Here is an 18,070-nt window from a genome sequence, read left to right as displayed (position 1 = left end):
CTACCAGCCGATCGCATAGGCAGGGCGGCGCGGGTCGGCGGCTGCGGTGAGCCGGCCGCTGTTGCCGTCGCGCCGCGCGATGCAGACCGCGCCTGCCCGCCACGGATAATCGGGCCATGTCTGGATGTCGTGACCGCGCGCCGCAAGATTGTCGCCGACCCGATTCGCCAGCCGCTTTTCGATCGCCAGCCGGCCCGGCAGATAATTGTGCGGTTCGAACGAGTCGGGGAAGCTGTAGCTTGCGAAGCGCGGTGCCTCGACAGCCGCCTGCGGCTCCATTCCGAAGAGTTCGATCGCAAGGAAAACCTGCAGCAGCGATTGCAACTGGACATCGCCGCCGGGGGTGCCGAACGCCATCACCGAGCCGTCGGCATAGGAGACGAGAGCCGGGCTGGGGGTCAGCCGCGGGCGCTTGCCGGGGGCGATCGAGCAGGGATGCGAGGCCGACGCCCAGCTCTGGCTGCCGCGCGACGACACCGCGATGCCGAGGCCCGGGATCACCGGCGTGTCGTTCGATATGTCGCTCGGCGTTGCCGAAAAGGCGTTGCCCCATTGGTCGACCACCGCAACGTAAGAGGTGTCGAGCGAGCGTCCCGCCGCAGCGCTTGGTGCGAGGACAGGCCGCTCCGACGCGGGGCCTAGCGCCGGGCCGGGGGCGGGCATTTCGGGCGCCGCCCTTGCGCGATCGATCATCTGCCGCCTTTCGGTCGCATAGGCATCCGATATCAGGCGCTCGACCGGCACGTCGACGAAACGCGGGTCGCCGAAAAAGGCGTGGCGGTCGGCGAAGGCCAATTTGATGATTTCGGCGAGATGGTGGACATAATCGGCGCTGTTGTGGCCCATCGCCGCAACGGCGTGCCGGTCGACCATCGCCAGCATCTGGAGCAGTGCCGGGCCCTGACACCATGGCGCGCAGGTGTGGACGTCGGCGTCGCCGAACTTGCGGCTTATCGCGCGTTCGATCTCCGAGCTGTACCCCGCCAGATCGTCCATGCGCAGCAGTCCGCCGTTCGCTTCATGATAGGCGACGATCGTGCGCGCGATGTCGCCCTGATAAAAGGCATCGCGGACCGCTTGCAGGCCGCGCCGCCGATCGCCTTTCGCATGCGCCTTTTCCTGATCGATGAGATAGCGGATCGTCGCGCCGAGGTCCGACTGGACGAAGAGGCTACCGGGCTCGGGCGGCCTTCCGCCCGGGAGATAGATTGCGGCATTGCTCTCCCACCGCGCATGGTCGGCAGCGAACATGCCGATGATTTCGGACATGAAGGGGTACATGGCAAAGCCATTGGTCGCGAGATCCTCGGCCCCCGCCGCGACTTCGGCGAAGGACATGGTGCCGTAATTTTCGAGCGCCGTCAGCCAGGCGTCGGGCGCCGCAGGGACGACGGTCCGCCCGAGCCCGTCGGGAATCGCGCCGGTATCGGCATACATGCCCTCCGTCGCGAGCTTCGGCCACCAGCCGAGGCCCGCGATCGTGATCACATCGCCGGTGGCGGCCATCCGGACCATGATCGGCGCGACACCGGCGAAGCCGACCATCTCGCTTTCGACGACGCCGAGCGCGATGCCCGCGGCGACCCCGGCATCGACCGCGTTACCGCCGGCGGCGAGAATGGCGTCGGCGACCCGCGCCGCGAGGAAATTGCCGCACGAGACGATGTGGCGCCTGCCCTCGATCTGCGGGCGGGAAAGTGCCGGTGTAGCGGTCACTCGTCCGAAGCCGCCTGGAAATCGGTCCAGACGATATGATCGGGAAGCGGTTCGTCCTCGAACGTCAGCTCGACGCGGATGCCGTTCGGGTCATTCTGGTGAACCTGCACGAGGTTGGTTTCGGGGACCGGACGTGCTTCGTAGCTTTCGCCGGCCGCGTCCATCTTGGCGAGATGATCGGCAAGCCCCTCGCAGCGGAAGGCAAGGTGATCGACGGCGCGGCGCTCGTCGGGCGTGGTCGTCGCGCTGACGCTGATGACATGCAGGATCGGATAATCGCCACCGGGCGCGTAGAGCCAGATGCCGGGTACCGGCATCACCGGCCGCCAGCCGGACTCCATGCCGAGGAAGCGCGAATAATAGGCGAGGGTTGCATCAAGGTCGGCGGTGTTGATCGTAACATGATCGAGGCCTTTCAGGTGCATGTGCGGCTCCTTTCCTGACCGTCCTGATTGACGGCGATATCTTCGTCGATCACCGCGATGCCGGGGCTCCCGGCCGCCCGTTCGAGGACGCCGGGCGCGGTCGGCGCGGGGACGCCTGTTCGGGAAGGGGCATATCGCATCGGCAGGTTCCGGTCATATAGAACATAGTCATGGGCCGCATTCCTCAAGGGTCTTGGACATATGTCCGCCGCGCTTTCTATGCCTGCGGATCGCGGACATGGTCGCGCCCTGGGATGATGGCCGGGGCAAGCGGTCGGCGGCGGCAAGGGACGGGAGACATGGTGTGACGATGGCGATCGAGCGCGGAGCGACCGGCGAGTTCCGGACGGGGTGGACGTTGTTGCTGGCGGGTATGCTCGGCTGCTGCCTCGGCGTATCGGCCTTGCCGATCTATACGGCGGGCGTCTTCATTCCGCATCTGGAGAAGGATTTCGGCTGGGGCAGGGCCGAGCTGTCGCTGGCAGTGCTCCTCTTCACGCTGGCGCTGGCGGCGGCCTCGCCGGTGGTCGGGCGGGTCATCGACCGTTTCGGCGTCCGGCGTACGGTTGCATTCTCGATCGTCGGCGCCTCGTCGCTCTATGTCGCTCTCGCTTTCTTTCTTTCGGGGCTCGCACTCCTTTACGCCGGCCACATATTGATCGCTGCGGTCGGCGCGGCGGCGGCGCCGATCGCCTATACCCGCGTCATCACCAATCATTTCGCACGCGCGCGCGGCCTCGCGCTCGGCATCACGCTGCTCGGTCCGAGCCTCGCCGCTACCATAGGGCCGCCGTTGGTATCGGCGGCGATCGACCGGGGCGGGTGGAGCGGCGGTTATCTGATGCTCGCGGCGTTGATCGCGGCGATGCTGCCGTTCCTGCTCCTGCTGCGCGACAATGCACCCGCGGTTCCGCTTACGCTCGAGGGCGCGCCGGTGACCGGGCCGCTTTACCCGGCGCCGCAGCTTCGCCGGATCTTCGTTATCCTGTTCTGCGCTTTCGGCTTTTTCGCGCTCTCGATCGGCGGGCTGCTCGTCCATTTCGTGCCGATGTTGACCGATGCGGGGCTCAGCGGCGCCGACGCAGCGGCGATGGCGGGATTGATCGGATTGTCGGGCATGGTCGGGCGCGTTGCCGGCGGGGCTGCGGCCGACCGCTTCTTCGCGCCGCACGTGCTGATCCTGATCTCGTGCGCCGCCGTCACCGGCTTTGCATTGCTGGCGGTTTGGGGCGCGACCTATGCGGCGGTCGCGGCGGTCACGATCGGCTTTTCGCTGGGTGCCGAGGCCGACCTGATGGCCTATCTCGTCTCGCGCTATTTCGGCCGCGAGGGTTATACCCGCGCTTTCGGCTGGCTCTATGCTGCCTTCATCGCGGGCACGGGGATCAGCCCGCTGATCCTCGGCTTTCTCTATGACCGGTTCGGCAATTATATGATCGGGCTGTGGGCCGGTGCGGCGCTGCTGATCGTGACGATGATCCTCTTCACGCTGCTGCCGCGCTTTCGCGACAAGGTGTGACGCGGGCGGATCGCTATTCACCCCGGGTATCCGGGCGATGAAAAGACAGTCTTGGCCCCGGGGCCGGGCGGGGTGCTAACGGCCGGCCATGGCAAGCTCTCAGACCTCCGATGCCGGCCTCCGGCGCTTTCTTCCCGACGGCTTCGTCCTGGCTCTCGTCGCGGCCGTCGCGTTGGCCCTTGTCGCGCCGGGGATCGGTGCTTCGGGCGGCCCCATTCCGCTGGGACCGATCACCGAGGCGGGCATCGCGCTCGTCTTCTTCCTCCACGGCGTCAACCTGTCGCCGCAGGCATTGAAGGCGGGTGCGCAGGCGTGGAAGCTGCATATCGTCGTCCAGCTCTGCACCTTCGGGCTGTTCCCGCTTCTCGGCGCGCTGGTCTATGTCGGCACGGCGGGCTTCATCGCGCCCGAGATGCGGCTGGGCTTCTTCTACCTCTGCGCGCTCTCGACCACCATTTCGTCGTCGGTCGCGACGGTATCGATGGCGCAGGGCAATATTCCCGCGGCGATATTCAACGTCACGCTGTCGAGCCTTGCCGGTATGCTCATCACGCCGGCGCTGATCGCGCTGCTCCAGACCACCGGCACCGCGCATCAACTGCCGCTCGCCGATACGGTGATCGACATTGCGACCAAGCTGTTGCTGCCCTTTGCGGTCGGCCAGTTGCTCCGCCGCTGGCTCGTCGGTTTCGTCTCGAAGCACAAGCCGGTCGTGACCAAGCTCGATCGCGGGGTCATTCTGCTGATCGTCTATGCCGCCTTCTGCAATTCGACCGCGCAGGGAATCTGGTCGCGCTATCCGGTGACGACGATGATCATCGTCGCGGCGCTGGTGATCGTGATGCTCTTGGCCGTGATTGCAGCGACAACGCTGACCGCCCGCGCGTTGGGCTTCTCGCGCGAAGACGAGATCACGGCGGTGTTCTGTGGCTCGCAGAAGAGCCTCGCCAACGGCGCGCCGATCGCGAAGATCATCTTCGGAGCCAATCCGGCGCTCGGCGCGATCCTGTTGCCGTTGATGCTCTATCATCCGTTACAGCTCGTCGCTTGCTCAGCCCTTGCGCGGCGCTATGTCCGGCGGGCGCAGGCAGAGGCGCCGGTCGCGGCCGCGGTGCCCGCGAACGGGTGATCCGGCCGCGCACTGACACGGAGACGATGGGGTGAACAGTCAGGCTTTATTCGCTTCGCTCGCGGCGCTGGCTGCTGTTTCGCGCGGCCCGCATACGCCGTCGGCACTGTTCGGGGCGGCTTCCGATTGCGCACGGCAGATCATTGGCCACCGCCTCTGCACCGTCATGCGATTTCATCCCGAGGAGATTGCGCTCGAACGCCTGTTTACGAGCGCCGGCGCCGAATATCCGGTCGGCGGGCGCAAATCGAAGCGCGGGGTGCCGTGGGGCGAGCTGGTCCTGATCCGGGGCGAGCAATATGTCGGCCGCGACGCCGCGGCGCTGCGCTGGGCGTTCGACGATCATGCGACGCTCGCCGGCATGGGGCTCGGCGCCGTAATCAACACCCCGGTGCTGTATGGCGGACGATGCCTTGGCACGTTCAACATTCTCGATGCCGAAGGCAGCTTTTCCGACGACGATATCGCGGCGGCAAGGCTTATCGCCCAGTTCCTGGTACCTGCGCTGTCCTGACAGACCGGCGGCGCGATCGAACGATCAGCGAGCGATGGCATAGCCCTGCATGCCGCGCGGGTTCGCGGCGGCGCGAAGTAGCGATCCGCCGGGCTGCCGGTCGAGGGCGCAGGCCGACAGGCGCCCTTCGGACCATGGACCGCCCAGCGTGACTTCGTGGCCGCGCGCTTTCAGTCCGGCAATTGTCGCCGCGGGGAAGCGGCTCTCGAGGACTAGCGAGCCGAGTTGGGCCTCGCGCGGCCAGAAGCTCGCGAGCATGTGATTGGTGTGGAAGGCCGGGGTTTCGATCGCGGCCTGCAAGGGGCGGCCGTGGACCGCATGCGCAAGCCAGAGGAGCAGCGACCATTGCTCCTGCTGGTCGCCGCCGGGGGTGCCGAAGGCGAGATAGGGCTTGCCGTCGCGGTAGGCGAGCGAAGGCGTCAGCGTCGTGCGCGGCCGGGTCGACGGCGCGAGCGACCCGGGCAAGCCCTCGTCGAGCCAGAACATCTGCATGCGCGTGCCGAGCGCGAAGCCGAGACCGGGAACCGCCGGGCTCGACTGGAGCCAGCCGCCCGAGGGCGTCGCCGAGACCATATTGCCCCATTTGTCGACGACATCGACATGACAGGTGTCGCCGCGTTGCAGCGCGTTGACTTCGAGCGGCCGCGCCATCGTGGGTTCGCCGCCGCCGGCCACGCCGGCGCTCGCCGTCTTCTGCCGGCGTGACGGAATGCGCGGCGCCAAGCCGAGCGGCGATCCGGGGCGCAATTCGTGGCTCGCCGCGCCGCCGATCAGCGCCCGCCTTTCCGCGGCATAGGTGTCGCTGAGCAGGTCATCGAGCACGCCGTCCGGAATCGCGTCACCGTACCAGGCGTCGCGATCGGCCATGACGAGCTTCAGCGTTTCGCAGACGAGATGGACATAGTCGGCGGATTCGGGCGGCATCGCGCCGATATCGGTGCCCTTCAGGATCTGGATGGCCTGCAGCAAGGCCGGGCCCTGGCTCCATGCGCCGCATTTGAACAGCCGGTAATCGCCGTGGTCGATGCTGATCGGCCGCTCGACCGGTGGCCGCCAGCCGTTCATGTCGGCGCCGCAGAGCAGGCCGTGGTGGCGCCGGCCGCTGGTGTCCATGGCCTCGGTGGTGCGCATGAAACGGTCGATCGTTTCGGCGACGGGGCCGTCGTACCAATAGGCGAGCGCGGCCTCGATCTGCGCCTCACGGTTCCCCGAGACGGCTTCAGCGTGCGCGAGGAGCGTCTCGTAGAAATCGGCGAGCGCGGGGTTGCGGAAAAGCGAGCCCGCTGCGGGTATGCCGCCAGTGGTCAGGTAGAGCTCCGCCGAGCTGGTCCACTCGTCGGCAAACAGCGTGGCGACCGAAGCGATCGCATCGGCCGCATTGCCGAGCAAAGGATGGCCGGCGCGTGCATAATAGATCGCGGGCTCGATGACGTCGCGCAGCGACCGCGTCCCGAAATCGCGAAGCAGCGTCATCCATGCGCCGAATGCGCCCGGCACGCAGGCGGCGAGCAGGCCGGTCCCCGGGATCATTTCGAGGCCGCGCTCGTCGAAAGCGGCGATGGTTGCCGTCGACGGCGCAGGACCCTGCCCGCAAATGACCGTCGGCTGCGCATCGTCTGCACGCGCCGCGAGGATGGGTGCATCGCCGCCCGGCCCGTTGAGGTGCGGCTCGACGATCTGCAGCGTGAATCCCGCCGCCACCGCGGCGTCGAACGCATTGCCGCCGGCCTCCAGCAACCGCATTCCGACCGCGCTCGCGATCCAGTGCGTCGACGCGACGGCGCCGAAGGTGCCGCTGAGTTCGGGACGCGTGGTGAATTCGGTCATGGGGAGGGATTCCTTGAAACATATCGGCTGTCGGAGTGCTGCTGGTCTGTATCTGCCGCCCGCTTTGTTTGGCGGACGGAGTGTGGCCGGGCATGACGCCCGGCCGCGCGGCTTCACATCTTGAAGGAAAGCGACGCCATGACGCGGGCGGGAGCACCCGGAACCGCGAGCGCTTCGCCGACCGTGAACACGTCCGCCGTCAGCTCGTTGAAATATTTCTGGTTGAACACATTTTCGGCGCGGACCGCGAACTCCCAGCGCCCTTCGGGGTCGCCGATCGACGCCCGCAGGTTAACGAGATCATAGGCGGGCTGGTTCGCGGTGTTCCTGATGTTCCAGAAGAATTTGCTGACATGGTTATAATCGGCACGCAGCCCGATCTCGATGTCGCTGCCGACCGGGATCTTGTAGTCGATGCTCGCGTTCGCGGTAAATTCGGGGGCGTTGGGAACGGTCAGGCCGTCGACCGGCTGGAAATAGTAGAGGGCGCTCTTGTCCTTCCACTTCGAGTTCAGATAGCCCGCCGATCCCGAGAGGGTGAGACCGTCGACCGGGCGATAGGTCAGGCCGCCTTCCAGACCATAGCTGACCGAACGCCCGATATTGGCGACTTCCTCTGTAATCACACCGTTTGGCCGGACGATCTGCGTTTCGAACTGGCGGCGCTTGTAGTCGATATAATAGCCCGCGAGTTCGAAGGTCAGCGTGCGGTCGAGCGCCGTGCCCTTGATGCCCGCCTCGAAGGCCGAAGCCTTTTCCGACCGGTAGGCGCCGGCGGTGCCGCTGATCAGATTGACGCGGCCGGGTTCGGTGCCGAGCGCATAGTTGGCATAAAGCATGACATCGGGCGCGACGTCGTAGGAGAGGGTGATCTTCGGCAGCACCACCGTCTCGTTGACCGGCACAGTGATCGGGATATTGCGGTCGGTGCCCTTGAATTCGACGCGGCCGACGCGGAGACCGGCGCCGATCCGGAAAGCGCCCATCCGGTAGTTGGCGGTCCCGAAAAGCGCATATTGCTTCTCGAGCGAGTCGCCATTGTTGAAGTCGGGAATGAAGACCGGCCCGCCGGCATCGGGGCCGAGGTACAGGTCGGCGTTGTTGGTGATGCCGCGGTCGGCGACCGACGAATAATAGGCGCCGACGAGCCAGTCGAAGTCGCTCGTTCCGGTCGACGCGAGGCGGAGTTCCTGCGTGAAGACCTTCGCCGTGTTGCGGTCGCCATTGAAGGCGACGACCGCATCGGCCGCGCTATAGTCGAGATCCCAGGCGAAGTTGACCTTGCGGCGAGTATAGGACGTCACATTGGTGAATGCGACCGACCCCATGTCATAGGCAAGGCTGAAGATGATGCCGTCAACGCTCTTCCGGTTCTCGACATCGGTGTTGAGTTCGATCGTGCGGCGATAGATGGCGCTGCCGTCGGGCCTTTCGGTCGCGGTCGTATAGACGTTGCCGCCGTTGGCGAGCTCGTTGTGGCGATAGCTGAGCTGGATATCGAGATTGTCGGTCGGTTGCCAGCCGATCGCGATACGGGTGCCCCATTCGGTGCTGCGGTCGGCATATCCACCGAGGAAGGTGTTGGCGACGAAACCGCGGGTATGGTTGTAATAACCCGATATGCGGGCCGAAAAATTCTCGCCCACGGGCAGATTGACCGCGCCGAACGCGTTGACCGTATCGAAGCTGCCATATTCGACGCGGGCTTCGCCGCCGAACTTGTCGTCGGGGCGCTTCAGCACATATTTGATCGCGCCGCCGATATTGCTGCCGCCGTAGAGCGTGCCCTGCGGGCCTTTGAGGATCTCGATCCGCTCTACATCTTCGATCGAGGCCGACTGGTCGGTGAAATTCTGGACGTCGTCGACATAGAAGCCGACGCCCTGAGTGTTGCCAAAGCCGCCGACGCCGCGAATGACGACGTTGGGTTCATTATCCTGGCGCCGGTTGAGGATGATATTCGGCGTCTGGCGGCCGACGTCCTCGAGCGAGACGATGCCGGCATCCTTGATCGTATCGGCGCTGATCGCCGCGATGGTTTCCGGAATGTCGATCAGGCGCTCGGCGCGCTTGCGCGCCATGACGATGATCTCGTTCGGATAGCTCTGCTCTTCGGCTTGCTCCGTCGCTTCCTGCGCATGGGCCGATGGCGCCGCCATCAGTGGCGCGATGAAGGCCGCGAGAGCCGAGCCGGTCAGGATCATCATTCTAACGTGCATAACTCCATCCCCTTTATCTCGTTGTCGTCGTTCCCGCCCGTCTGACGCGGGCAATGGTTTCCCGTGCCGCGAGTCACCTCGCGGCGAATGACTTTCGTTCCGTGCTTCCTTGCGGGGCGGCCTTGGGGCCGCGCCGTCAGGCTGCCGCCTGCGCCTTGGTCACCGGCGTATAATCCTTCAATTTCAGCGAGCTGTTGATATCGCGCTCTTCCTGCCGCATCATCCCGAGGCGGGTGAGGATCGGCGCCAGATTCATCATGCGGTTGCGTTTCCAGAGCTTCAGCCGGGTCGGCGGCACCATCAGGTCGCTGCCGCCATAGGCCGTTGCCTGATTGTCCTCGATGAATTTTCTCGCTTCGCGGTCGTAGGCGTCGAAGGCTGCCTGATGACTGTCATGCGCGGCGAGTTCGCCCGCGAGGACATAGGCGCCGGCGATCGCGGTGCTCGTGCCCTGTCCTGAAAAGAAGGACGGCCCGTACGCCGCATCGCCGACGACGGCGACCCGGCCGCTCGACCATTTCGGCATATGGATCTGCATCATCGAATCGAAATAGAGATCGTCGGCGGCATCCATGGCGTCGAGGAGCTGGGGAATGATCCAGCCCTGTCCGGCATAGCGCGCGCGAATATCGCGGCGAACGCCGTCGAGGTCGGCATATTCGGACGAGGCGGGTTCGGGCCGGCGATAGGCGAAAAGGCAATTCATCCGTTCCGCGCCGGTTTCATAAGCGCCCGCGGCAAGCCCCGGGACATTGTAGATATTGAGTTCGTGGTTGAAGCCGAAGCTGTTCGGCGCGGTGAAGCCGATGAAGCAGCAGCCGAGATAGCTGCTGAACTGGCTTTCGGGGCCGAAGGCCTGCTCGCGCGTCGTCGAATGCAGACCGTCGGCGGCGATGACGACGTCATAGCGTTCCTCGAGGCCGCTGCGGAAGGTGACGTCGATACCGTCCCGGTCCTCCTTCATCGCGACGATGCAGTCGTTGAACCGATAGGGTATGTTGTCGCGGGTTCGCGCATAGAGAATCTCGGCGAGCGCGCCGCGAGGAATCTCGACGTCGCGGCCGGCCACGCCGCCGGTAATATCCTCCATGGGGATGCTCGCGATGACGCCCCGCGGACCGCGAAAACGCCAGTGGCGGGTGCGGATATGCGCTTCGCGAAGCTCGGGCAGCATGCCCATCCGTTCGACGGCATCGATCGCGGTACCGCGAATGTCAATGGCATAGCCGCCGCTGCGGAGTGCGTCGGCGCGTTCGACGACGGTTACATCGAAGCCATGGCGGTCGAGCCAGTAGGCGACGGTCGGACCTGCGATGCTGGCGCCGCTGACCAGAGCTTTGCGTGCGCGGCTCATGCTTCCGCCTCCTGGCTGTTGATGAGGACAAAGTCGCGAATCATCTTCGCCGTGCGCTCGCGATACTGCAGCGTGATGCCGTGGCGGCTTCCTGTCAGCATCTCGAAACGCGCGCCGGGAATGGCGGCAGCCATGTCGCGAGCTTCTGCGGCATGCGCGATCGGATCATGCTCGCCAGCAAGGACGAGGGTCGGCGCCGTTATTTCGCCGAGGCGCGCGGTCATATCATGCGCTTCGATGGCGGCTGCGCGCCGGGCAAAGGCTGCAGGCTCGCGGATCAGCAGGACGTCGTTGATTTCGGCGACGAGGTCGGGCTCGTTGTCGATCGCCTCGGGGCTGATCACCGCTTCCATCATGAAACGGCGGACGGCATCGGGATCGTCGTTGCGAAGCGCGCTGAGATCGGGGGCGTGAAAGCGCGAGCGCTCCGAACCGGTCACCCCCAATATCAGGCTTTTGACGCGGTCGGGATAGAGGATCGCGAAGGTCATTGCGACCGCTCCGCCATAGGAAGCGCCGAAGACATGCGCCCGATCGATCCCGCGCTCGTCGAGAAAATGCGCGAGGTCGTGTGCATGGTCCGCCATGCTGTAAGGCTCGGGTGGGCAGGGGCTGTCGGGCGAATCGCGCTGATCGGTCGCGATGGCGTGAATGCCGTCGCCGAGCAGCGGCATGAAATTCGCATATTGGCGGCGATCGGCGTTGCTGCCATGCAGCAGGATAAGCGGTTCGCCGCGCCCGTTTTCGTCGAAGCGCAGCGCGACTGTTTCAGTAATGGCCTGTTCCATGGCCCGATCTCCCAGCGTCATCACAGCAAAGCCTGCCGTGACACCTTATTGTCATGCATAGGAACCGCGGGCGCTGCCTGTCCAAGACTGAGTTTTCATCGAACATATGCCTCGGGGGCATGAGGTCTGTCCGGCTAGGCAGCGGTGGCCCTCCTGCTTTCGGCGGTCGGCCATTCGCCGCGTTCCAGAAGGTCGTCGCACAAGGCGACGAGCATGTCCTGTATCTCGCAAATCGCCTTGAATCCCTGCCGGTTCCAGTGGGTGGCAATCGCCCATGACGTGCGCAGGCCCTCGATCGGGACGAAGCCGACGGAGGAATTGCCTTGCGGCGCCATCACGCAACTCGGCGCGATGCCGAAACCTGCGCCGCGTTCGACAAGATCGCTCATGAGCGCGGAACTGTTCACCTTGCTGCGGACGATGAGCTTGGCGGCGTGTTCGGGATGCGTTTCCTGAAATTTGTCGACAATGCTGTTCGGATAGCCGACGAGGATCAGCGGCAGGCCGACGAGGTCCGGAACGTCCACGCTCGCCCCGAAATCGCCCAGCCGTTCCTTCGGGCAGATCAGGCAGAAGCTTTCGTCGACGAGCGGGGTCATCAGGACGCCGCTGGCCTCGGGCATGTTCGAAACCAGCGCCACATCGATATCGCCGTCGGCGACCTTGTCGCGCAGATAGGAGCTCGATCCCTGTACCAGGTCGACGCGGCACTCGGGGTAGCGCGCGAGGAAGCTGGTCATCACCGGGAGCAACAGCTTGTTGTGGATCGATTGCGGCGCGCCGAGGGTGGCAATGCCGGAGAAGTCGCCGCCCTCGGTCGCCATTTCGTCGCCGAGCTGGCGGACCGATTCGAGGATGGCGGCGGCGCGTTCGTAGAAGCGCTCGCCGGCGTCGGTCAGCGAGACCCCCTTGTTGTGGCGAACGAACAGCGCCTGTCCGACATCATCCTCCAGCTTGGCAATCGACCGGCTGAGGGCAGGCTGCGCGACATTCAGATAATAGGCGCCGCGGACGAAACTGGACGCGTCGGCGACCGCCTTGAAATAGCGCAGCTGCCTGAGTTCCATCGCGCACACCTTCACAGATCCGGCCGCCGGCGGGCCGGGTTCCTCGCACCCCGATCCGCAAATCTGATAGCGGCTGCACGGCGCGCGTCAATTTTCGGGCTTCGCAGCGGGATCATTCGGCCGCCGCGATCAAAGTGCCCTGATGATAGAAATTGCGCCAATTGCCATTTTCGAACCGATAGAGGCGCAGGTGCCGGGCCACCTTGCATCTGAGGGAGCCGTCCGCTGCTTCGAACTTGTTGTCGAAACTGCCGTGGACCCAGGCGATGGTCCCCGAGACTTCGATCCGGTTGTCGCGCAGGCGATAGTCGAGATAGCGGCCGGCGGCGGAGCGGATCGCGGCAAGATAGCCTGCCTTGTCGCGTATCTGTCCGTCGGCGTCGACATGGTGATAGTCGCCGGTCACCATCGCGGCGAGCCGATCGAGATCGCCTGCTGCAATCGCCCGGGCGCGGGCGGCCTCGAGTGCCTCGATCTCCATGCGGGCGGCGTCCATCGGCGCTGTGTCCTTCCTTCGCTGATCCTGCCGGTCGCCGGCGGGAGGGGAGCCTAATTGGCGGCCGGTCGGGCCGCAAAGACCGATGGCTCATGGCGATGATGAGCGTGCGGCATGTGCGGGCCGGGAGCAGGCTGCGTTGTTTTTGCCGCGCTGCTGGGCAGTCGTGGCCCGGTGCGTTATGGGTCAGACCCGATCCGAAAGGTCCCTTGATGAAACGCCTGCTTGCTACCCTTGCTTCCGCGCTGCTCGTTCTTGCTCCGCCTGCGCTCGCGCGGCCGAAGGAGGGCGATGTCATCATTCGCCATGTCACCGTCGTCGATGTCGAGGGCGCGAAGACAATTGCCGAACAGGCGGTCGTGCTGCGGGGCGCCGACATTGTCGCGGTCGGCGACGATGCCGGGGTCGCGAAGGACTGGCGTGCGGCACGGATGATCGAGGGCGAGGGGCGCTATCTCATTCCCGGGCTGTGGGACATGCACGTCCATTTCGGCGGCGGACCCGACCTGATCGAGGAGAACCGGGCGCTGATGCCGCTCTACGTCGCGAACGGGATCACGACGATCCGCGACTGTTCGGGCGACCTTGCCGATCAGGTGCTCGCATGGCGCAGCGAGATCGCGAGCGGCAGCCTGTTCGGCCCGCGCCTGCTGACCTCGGGCGCGAAGATCGAGGGGATCGCGCCGGTATGGAAGGGGACGATCGAGGTCGGCAGCGAGGCCGATGTCGATGCGGCGCTCGATCGCCTGAAGAATCGCGACAAGGTCGATTTCGTCAAGATTACCGACAATACGCTGAAACCCGAGCTGTTCCTCTATGCGCTGCGGCAGGCGAAGGCGGTGGGGCTCCGCACCTCGGGGCATATCCCGATGGCGCTGACGGTCGAGCAGGCGGTCGATGCGGGGATCAGTTCGATCGAGCATCTCGACTATGCCTATAATGCGGGAGCGAAGGACGAGGCCGCGATCGCCGCCGACTTTGCGGCAGGGCGGATCGATCGGGCCGAGGCGAACCGGCGGCTCGGTGCGGGGTTCGACCGCGATGTCGCGATGGCCGCCTATCGCGATTTTTCTGCGAAAGGCGTGTATGTCACCCCGACGCTCAACGGCAGCCGCATTCTCGATTATCTCGACCGTGACGATCACAGCAAGGATGCCGGGTTGGCCTATATCGGCCCGAAGCTGCGCAAGACCTATGACTGGCGGATCGAGCGCGCCGCAAGGGCGGACGCGGCGGCGATCGCGGCGCGCCACGCGCATAGCGACGCGGTCGGTACGATCCTGCCGATGCTCGCCGAGGCCGGGGTGCCGATCATCGCGGGAACCGACGCGGGCTTCCTCAACAGCTTCAACTATCCGGGCTTCGGGCTGCACGACGAGATCGAGCTGTTCACGAAAAGAGGCCTGACCCCGGCGCAGGCGCTCGCGTCGGCGACGCGCGCCGGACCCGCGTGGTTCGGCTGGCTCGACCGCTATGGCGCGATCAAGCCCGGCATGGCGGCCGATCTGGTCTTGCTCGACCAGAACCCGCTGCAGGACATCGCGGCGACGCGGGCGATCGATACCGTCGTGATGCGGGGGCAGGTGCACGACCGCGCGGCGCTGGACAGGATGCTCGCCGACACCCGCGCCAAGGTGGCGGCGTGGAACCGGGAGGCGGCGAAGCCTTAGTGCGCCAGCGGCGTGCGGCGTGCGCGCCAGACGATGCCGATCGTCACGAGGCCGATCCCGGCCCAGATGACGTTGAGCACTGCCGACGGGATCGCGCCGTTATAGCCCGAGTTGAGAATGAAACCGGCGGCGCCGATGACGTTCATCCATTGATAGAGATAGCTCCGCGCCTCGAGCTTGCCGAGCGACAGCAGCACATAGGCAACGAGGATCACCACCGCGGCCGACCAGCCGATGACTTCGATCGCCAGTCCCAGCGCGTCCATAACCTGTCCTTTTCGGGTGAGCGCCTAGCGCGGCATCCGGGTTTCGATCGCCTCGACCGCGTCTTTCGCTTCCTTGAGACCGAGGCCGGTCTGGTCGCGGAGCCGCTTGATCGCCTCGATCTTGCGGTTCTGACGGATCAATTCGCGGATTTCGTCGTCGTCGATCTGCGCATCGACGATCCGCGCTTCGCCGATGCGCGGCATCGGCGGGCGCGCCGGCGGCGGTGCGGTGAGGTCGCGGCGCCCGCCGCCGCGCATGAAGCGCGCGAGGAAAAGCCCGATCAGCAGGCCGGCGGCGAGGAAGAGCAATTTGCCGATCATCGCCGCCGACCCTTATCCGTTACGCCGCGAGCTTGCGCAGCACGTAGTGCAGGATGCCGCCGTTCATATAATATTCGACCTCGTTCGCCGTATCGATGCGGCAGAGCGTGTCGAAGCTGAAGGTCGAGCCGTCGGCGCGGGTGACGTTTACCGTGACGGTCTGGCGCGGCTTCAGATCCGCGACCCCGGTGATGGTGAACGTGTCGTCGCCAGTCAGACCCAGCGTCTCGCGCGTGTCGCCTTCGAGGAACTGCAGCGGCAGCACACCCATGCCGACGAGGTTCGAGCGGTGGATACGCTCGAAGCTCTCGACGATCACCGCGCGGACGCCAAGCAAATTGGTGCCCTTCGCCGCCCAGTCGCGCGACGATCCAGTGCCATATTCCTTACCCGCGATGACGACGAGCGGGGTGCCGTCGGCCTTGTGGCGCATCGCGGCGTCATAGATCGGCATGACCTCTTCGCCATAGCGCGACATGCCGCCTTCGATGCCGGGGACCATCTCGTTCTTGATGCGGATGTTGGCGAAGGTGCCGCGCATCATGACGTCGTGGTGGCCGCGGCGGGCGCCGTAGCTGTTGAAGTCGGCCTTGCTAACCTGATGTTCCATAAGCCATTTTCCGGCCGGCGAGTCCGCCTTGATGCTGCCGGCGGGGCTGATGTGGTCGGTCGTGATGCTGTCGCCGAGGATCGCGAGTGGCTTTGCATCGACGATGTCGCTGACCGGCGCCGGGGTCATCGTCATGCCTTCGAAGTAGGGCGGGTTCGCGACATAGGTCGACCCGGCGCGCCACTGGTAGGTGTCCGAGCCTTCGACCTCGATCTTCTGCCAGTGCTCGTCGCCCTTGTAGACATTGGCGTAGCGCGCCTCGAACATGCCGCGGTCGAGCGCCCCGGCCATCACGTCGGCAACCTCCTGGTTGGTCGGCCAGATATCCTTGAGGAAGACGTCCTGACCGTCCTCGGCCTGTCCGATCGGCGTGGTGGTGAAATCCTCGATCACCGTGCCCTTCAGCGCATAGGCGACGACGAGCGGCGGCGAGGCGAGGAAGTTGGCGCGCACGTCGGGCGACACGCGGCCTTCGAAGTTGCGGTTGCCCGAGATGACGGCCGCGGCGACGAGGCCATTTTCGTTGATCGCCTTCGAAATCGGTTCGGCCAGCGGACCCGAGTTGCCGATGCAGGTCGTGCAGCCATAGCCGACGAGATTGAAGCCGATGTTGTCGAGATGCTGCTGCAGCCCCGCCTTGACGAGATAGTCGGTGACGACCTGCGACCCCGGGGCGAGCGAGGTCTTGACCCAAGGCTTGGGCTTCAGCCCGAACGCGTCGGCCTTTTTCGCGACGAGCCCTGCGGCGACGAGCACCCCGGGGTTCGAGGTGTTGGTGCAGCTCGTGATCGCGGCGATGGTGACGTCGCCGTCGCCGATGTCGAAATCCTTGCCCTCGACCGGCACGCGCGCCTGCGTCTTGTTATAGACCTTCGCCATGTCGGCGTTGAACACATCGTCGACGTCGGGGAGCGAGACGCGGTCCTGCGGCCGCTTCGGTCCGGCGAGCGACGGGACGACGGTCGACAGGTCGAGTTCGAGGGTGTCGGTGAACACGGGGTCGGCGGCGCCGTCGACGATCCACAGCCCCTGCGCCTTCGCATAGGCTTCGACCAGCGCGATATTCTCTTCGCTGCGGCCGGTCAGGCGCATGTAATCGAGCGTCTTGTCATCGACGCCGAAGAAGCCGCAGGTCGCGCCATATTCGGGCGCCATATTGGCGAGCGTCGCGCGGTCGGCGAGGCTCAGCGAGGCGAGGCCTGGGCCGAAATATTCGACGAAGCGGCCAACGACGCCCTTGGCGCGCAGCATCTGCGTCGCGGTGAGCACAAGGTCGGTCGCGGTGACGCCTTCCTTCAGCGTCCCGGTGAATTTGAAGCCGACGACTTCGGGGATCAGCATGCTGACCGGCTGGCCGAGCATCGCGGCCTCGGCCTCGATCCCGCCGACGCCCCAGCCGAGCACGCCGAGTCCGTTGATCATCGTCGTGTGGCTGTCGGTGCCGACGCAGGTGTCGGGGTAAGCGACGGTGTTGCCGTCGGCGTCGTCGCTCGACCATACCGCCTGCGCGATATGCTCGAGGTTGACCTGGTGGCAGATGCCGGTGCCCGGGGGAACTGCCTTGAAGTTCGACAGCGACTTCGATCCCCATTTCAGGAAGTCGTAACGTTCGCCGTTGCGATAATATTCGATCTCGACATTCTGCTCGAACGCCTTCGGCGTGCCGAATTCATCGACCATCACCGAGTGGTCGATGACGAGGTGGACGGGGACGAGCGGGTTGATCTTTGTCGTGTCGCCGCCGAGCTTGGCGATCGCATCGCGCATCGCGGCGAGGTCGACCACACAAGGGACGCCGGTGAAATCCTGCAGCAGCACGCGCGCCGGGCGATACTGGATCTCGCGGTTCGAATGCGGGTCCTTCTGCCAGTCGACCAGCGCCTGCACGTCGTCGGTGGAGACGGTGAAGCCGCCATCCTCGAAGCGCAGCAGGTTTTCGAGCAGCACCTTCATCGAAAAGGGCAGGCGCGACACGTCGCCGAGCTTTGCCGCGGCCTTGTCGAGCGAATAATAAGCGTAATTCCTGCCGCCGACGCTCAGCGTCGAACGGGTGCCCAGCGTGTCGTTGCCCGTGGTCGTCATAGGATTGCAGTCCCCATATTGGCGCGGCGGGGAATGACCGACCGGTGGCAAAGCGGGAGAGCGGGGC

15 protein-coding genes are annotated in these 18,070 nt (G+C 65.4%); 4 read left to right on the top strand and 11 right to left on the bottom strand.

What is annotated here, in order from left to right:
- The gene (locus tag V6U71_RS12845; RefSeq protein ID WP_411338839.1) at positions 1 to 1,716 is read right to left on the bottom strand and encodes a gamma-glutamyltransferase family protein; all 1,716 of its coding nucleotides are present in this window, start codon (positions 1,714 to 1,716) and stop codon (positions 1 to 3) included.
- Positions 1,713 to 2,141: a VOC family protein gene (locus tag V6U71_RS12840; protein ID WP_054587286.1), complete on the bottom strand. Its 429-nt coding sequence runs from the start codon at positions 2,139 to 2,141 to the stop codon at positions 1,713 to 1,715. The genes V6U71_RS12845 and V6U71_RS12840 overlap by 4 nt, the downstream gene beginning before the upstream one ends.
- 310 nt (positions 2,142 to 2,451) lie before the next feature.
- Between V6U71_RS12840 and V6U71_RS12835 the strand changes: the two genes are divergently transcribed.
- From V6U71_RS12835 to V6U71_RS12825, 3 genes are all read left to right on the top strand, one after another.
- Positions 2,452 to 3,660, top strand: coding sequence for an MFS transporter (locus V6U71_RS12835; RefSeq protein ID WP_411342353.1), 1,209 nt, complete (start codon positions 2,452 to 2,454; stop codon positions 3,658 to 3,660).
- Between the two features lie 88 nt (positions 3,661 to 3,748).
- Positions 3,749 to 4,789 carry a bile acid:sodium symporter family protein gene (locus tag V6U71_RS12830; RefSeq protein WP_411338838.1) on the top strand — a complete coding sequence of 347 codons (1,041 nt, stop codon included), beginning with the start codon at positions 3,749 to 3,751 and terminating at the stop codon, positions 4,787 to 4,789.
- Between the two features lie 31 nt (positions 4,790 to 4,820).
- Positions 4,821 to 5,303, top strand: coding sequence for a GAF domain-containing protein (locus V6U71_RS12825; RefSeq protein WP_411338837.1), 483 nt, complete (start codon positions 4,821 to 4,823; stop codon positions 5,301 to 5,303).
- A 24-nt stretch (positions 5,304 to 5,327) separates the two neighbouring features.
- On the opposite strand, the gene V6U71_RS12820 is transcribed toward V6U71_RS12825, so the two are convergent.
- The 6 genes from V6U71_RS12820 to V6U71_RS12795 all read right to left on the bottom strand — a co-directional run bounded on the left by V6U71_RS12820 (position 5,328) and on the right by V6U71_RS12795 (position 13,054).
- Positions 5,328 to 7,130: a gamma-glutamyltransferase family protein gene (locus tag V6U71_RS12820; RefSeq protein WP_411338836.1), complete on the bottom strand. Its 1,803-nt coding sequence runs from the start codon at positions 7,128 to 7,130 to the stop codon at positions 5,328 to 5,330.
- 113 nt (positions 7,131 to 7,243) lie between these two features.
- A complete protein-coding gene (locus V6U71_RS12815) occupies positions 7,244 to 9,337 on the bottom strand; it encodes a TonB-dependent receptor (protein WP_411338835.1) in 2,094 nt (697 codons plus the stop codon).
- Positions 9,338 to 9,485: 148 nt separating this feature from the next.
- Positions 9,486 to 10,703, bottom strand: coding sequence for an FAD-dependent monooxygenase (locus V6U71_RS12810; protein ID WP_411338834.1), 1,218 nt, complete (start codon positions 10,701 to 10,703; stop codon positions 9,486 to 9,488).
- Positions 10,700 to 11,491: an alpha/beta fold hydrolase gene (locus V6U71_RS12805; protein WP_411338833.1), complete on the bottom strand. Its 792-nt coding sequence runs from the start codon at positions 11,489 to 11,491 to the stop codon at positions 10,700 to 10,702. The genes V6U71_RS12810 and V6U71_RS12805 overlap by 4 nt, the downstream gene beginning before the upstream one ends.
- 134 nt (positions 11,492 to 11,625) lie before the next feature.
- Positions 11,626 to 12,558, bottom strand: a complete 933-nt coding sequence (locus V6U71_RS12800) for a LysR family transcriptional regulator (RefSeq protein ID WP_149037600.1) — start codon at positions 12,556 to 12,558, stop codon at positions 11,626 to 11,628.
- A 112-nt stretch (positions 12,559 to 12,670) separates the two neighbouring features.
- The gene (locus V6U71_RS12795; RefSeq protein WP_411338832.1) at positions 12,671 to 13,054 is read right to left on the bottom strand and encodes a nuclear transport factor 2 family protein; all 384 of its coding nucleotides are present in this window, start codon (positions 13,052 to 13,054) and stop codon (positions 12,671 to 12,673) included.
- 212 nt (positions 13,055 to 13,266) lie between these two features.
- Here V6U71_RS12795 and V6U71_RS12790 point away from each other — a divergent pair, with 212 nt between their 5' ends.
- A complete protein-coding gene (locus tag V6U71_RS12790) occupies positions 13,267 to 14,724 on the top strand; it encodes an amidohydrolase family protein (RefSeq protein ID WP_411338831.1) in 1,458 nt (485 codons plus the stop codon).
- Here the strand turns inward: V6U71_RS12790 and V6U71_RS12785 are convergent.
- Genes V6U71_RS12785 through acnA form a run of 3 tightly spaced genes read right to left on the bottom strand, consistent with a single transcriptional unit; the run spans position 14,721 to position 18,003 of the window.
- The gene (locus tag V6U71_RS12785; RefSeq protein ID WP_411338830.1) at positions 14,721 to 14,990 is read right to left on the bottom strand and encodes a CBU_0592 family membrane protein; all 270 of its coding nucleotides are present in this window, start codon (positions 14,988 to 14,990) and stop codon (positions 14,721 to 14,723) included. The two genes, V6U71_RS12790 and V6U71_RS12785, sit on opposite strands and share 4 nt — an antisense overlap.
- Before the next feature lie 24 nt (positions 14,991 to 15,014).
- Positions 15,015 to 15,311 (bottom strand): ribosomal protein L7/L12, encoded by a 297-nt coding sequence (locus tag V6U71_RS12780; protein WP_411338829.1) that lies wholly within the window; start codon positions 15,309 to 15,311, stop codon positions 15,015 to 15,017.
- A 19-nt stretch (positions 15,312 to 15,330) separates the two neighbouring features.
- The gene (gene acnA / locus V6U71_RS12775; protein ID WP_411338828.1) at positions 15,331 to 18,003 is read right to left on the bottom strand and encodes an aconitate hydratase AcnA; all 2,673 of its coding nucleotides are present in this window, start codon (positions 18,001 to 18,003) and stop codon (positions 15,331 to 15,333) included.
- Between the last annotated feature and the right edge of the window lie 67 nt (positions 18,004 to 18,070).

Source organism: Sphingopyxis sp. J-6, assembly GCF_046603995.1.
Classification (GTDB): Bacteria; Pseudomonadota; Alphaproteobacteria; order Sphingomonadales; family Sphingomonadaceae; genus Sphingopyxis.
This window is presented reverse-complemented; position numbering and strand designations above follow the sequence as displayed.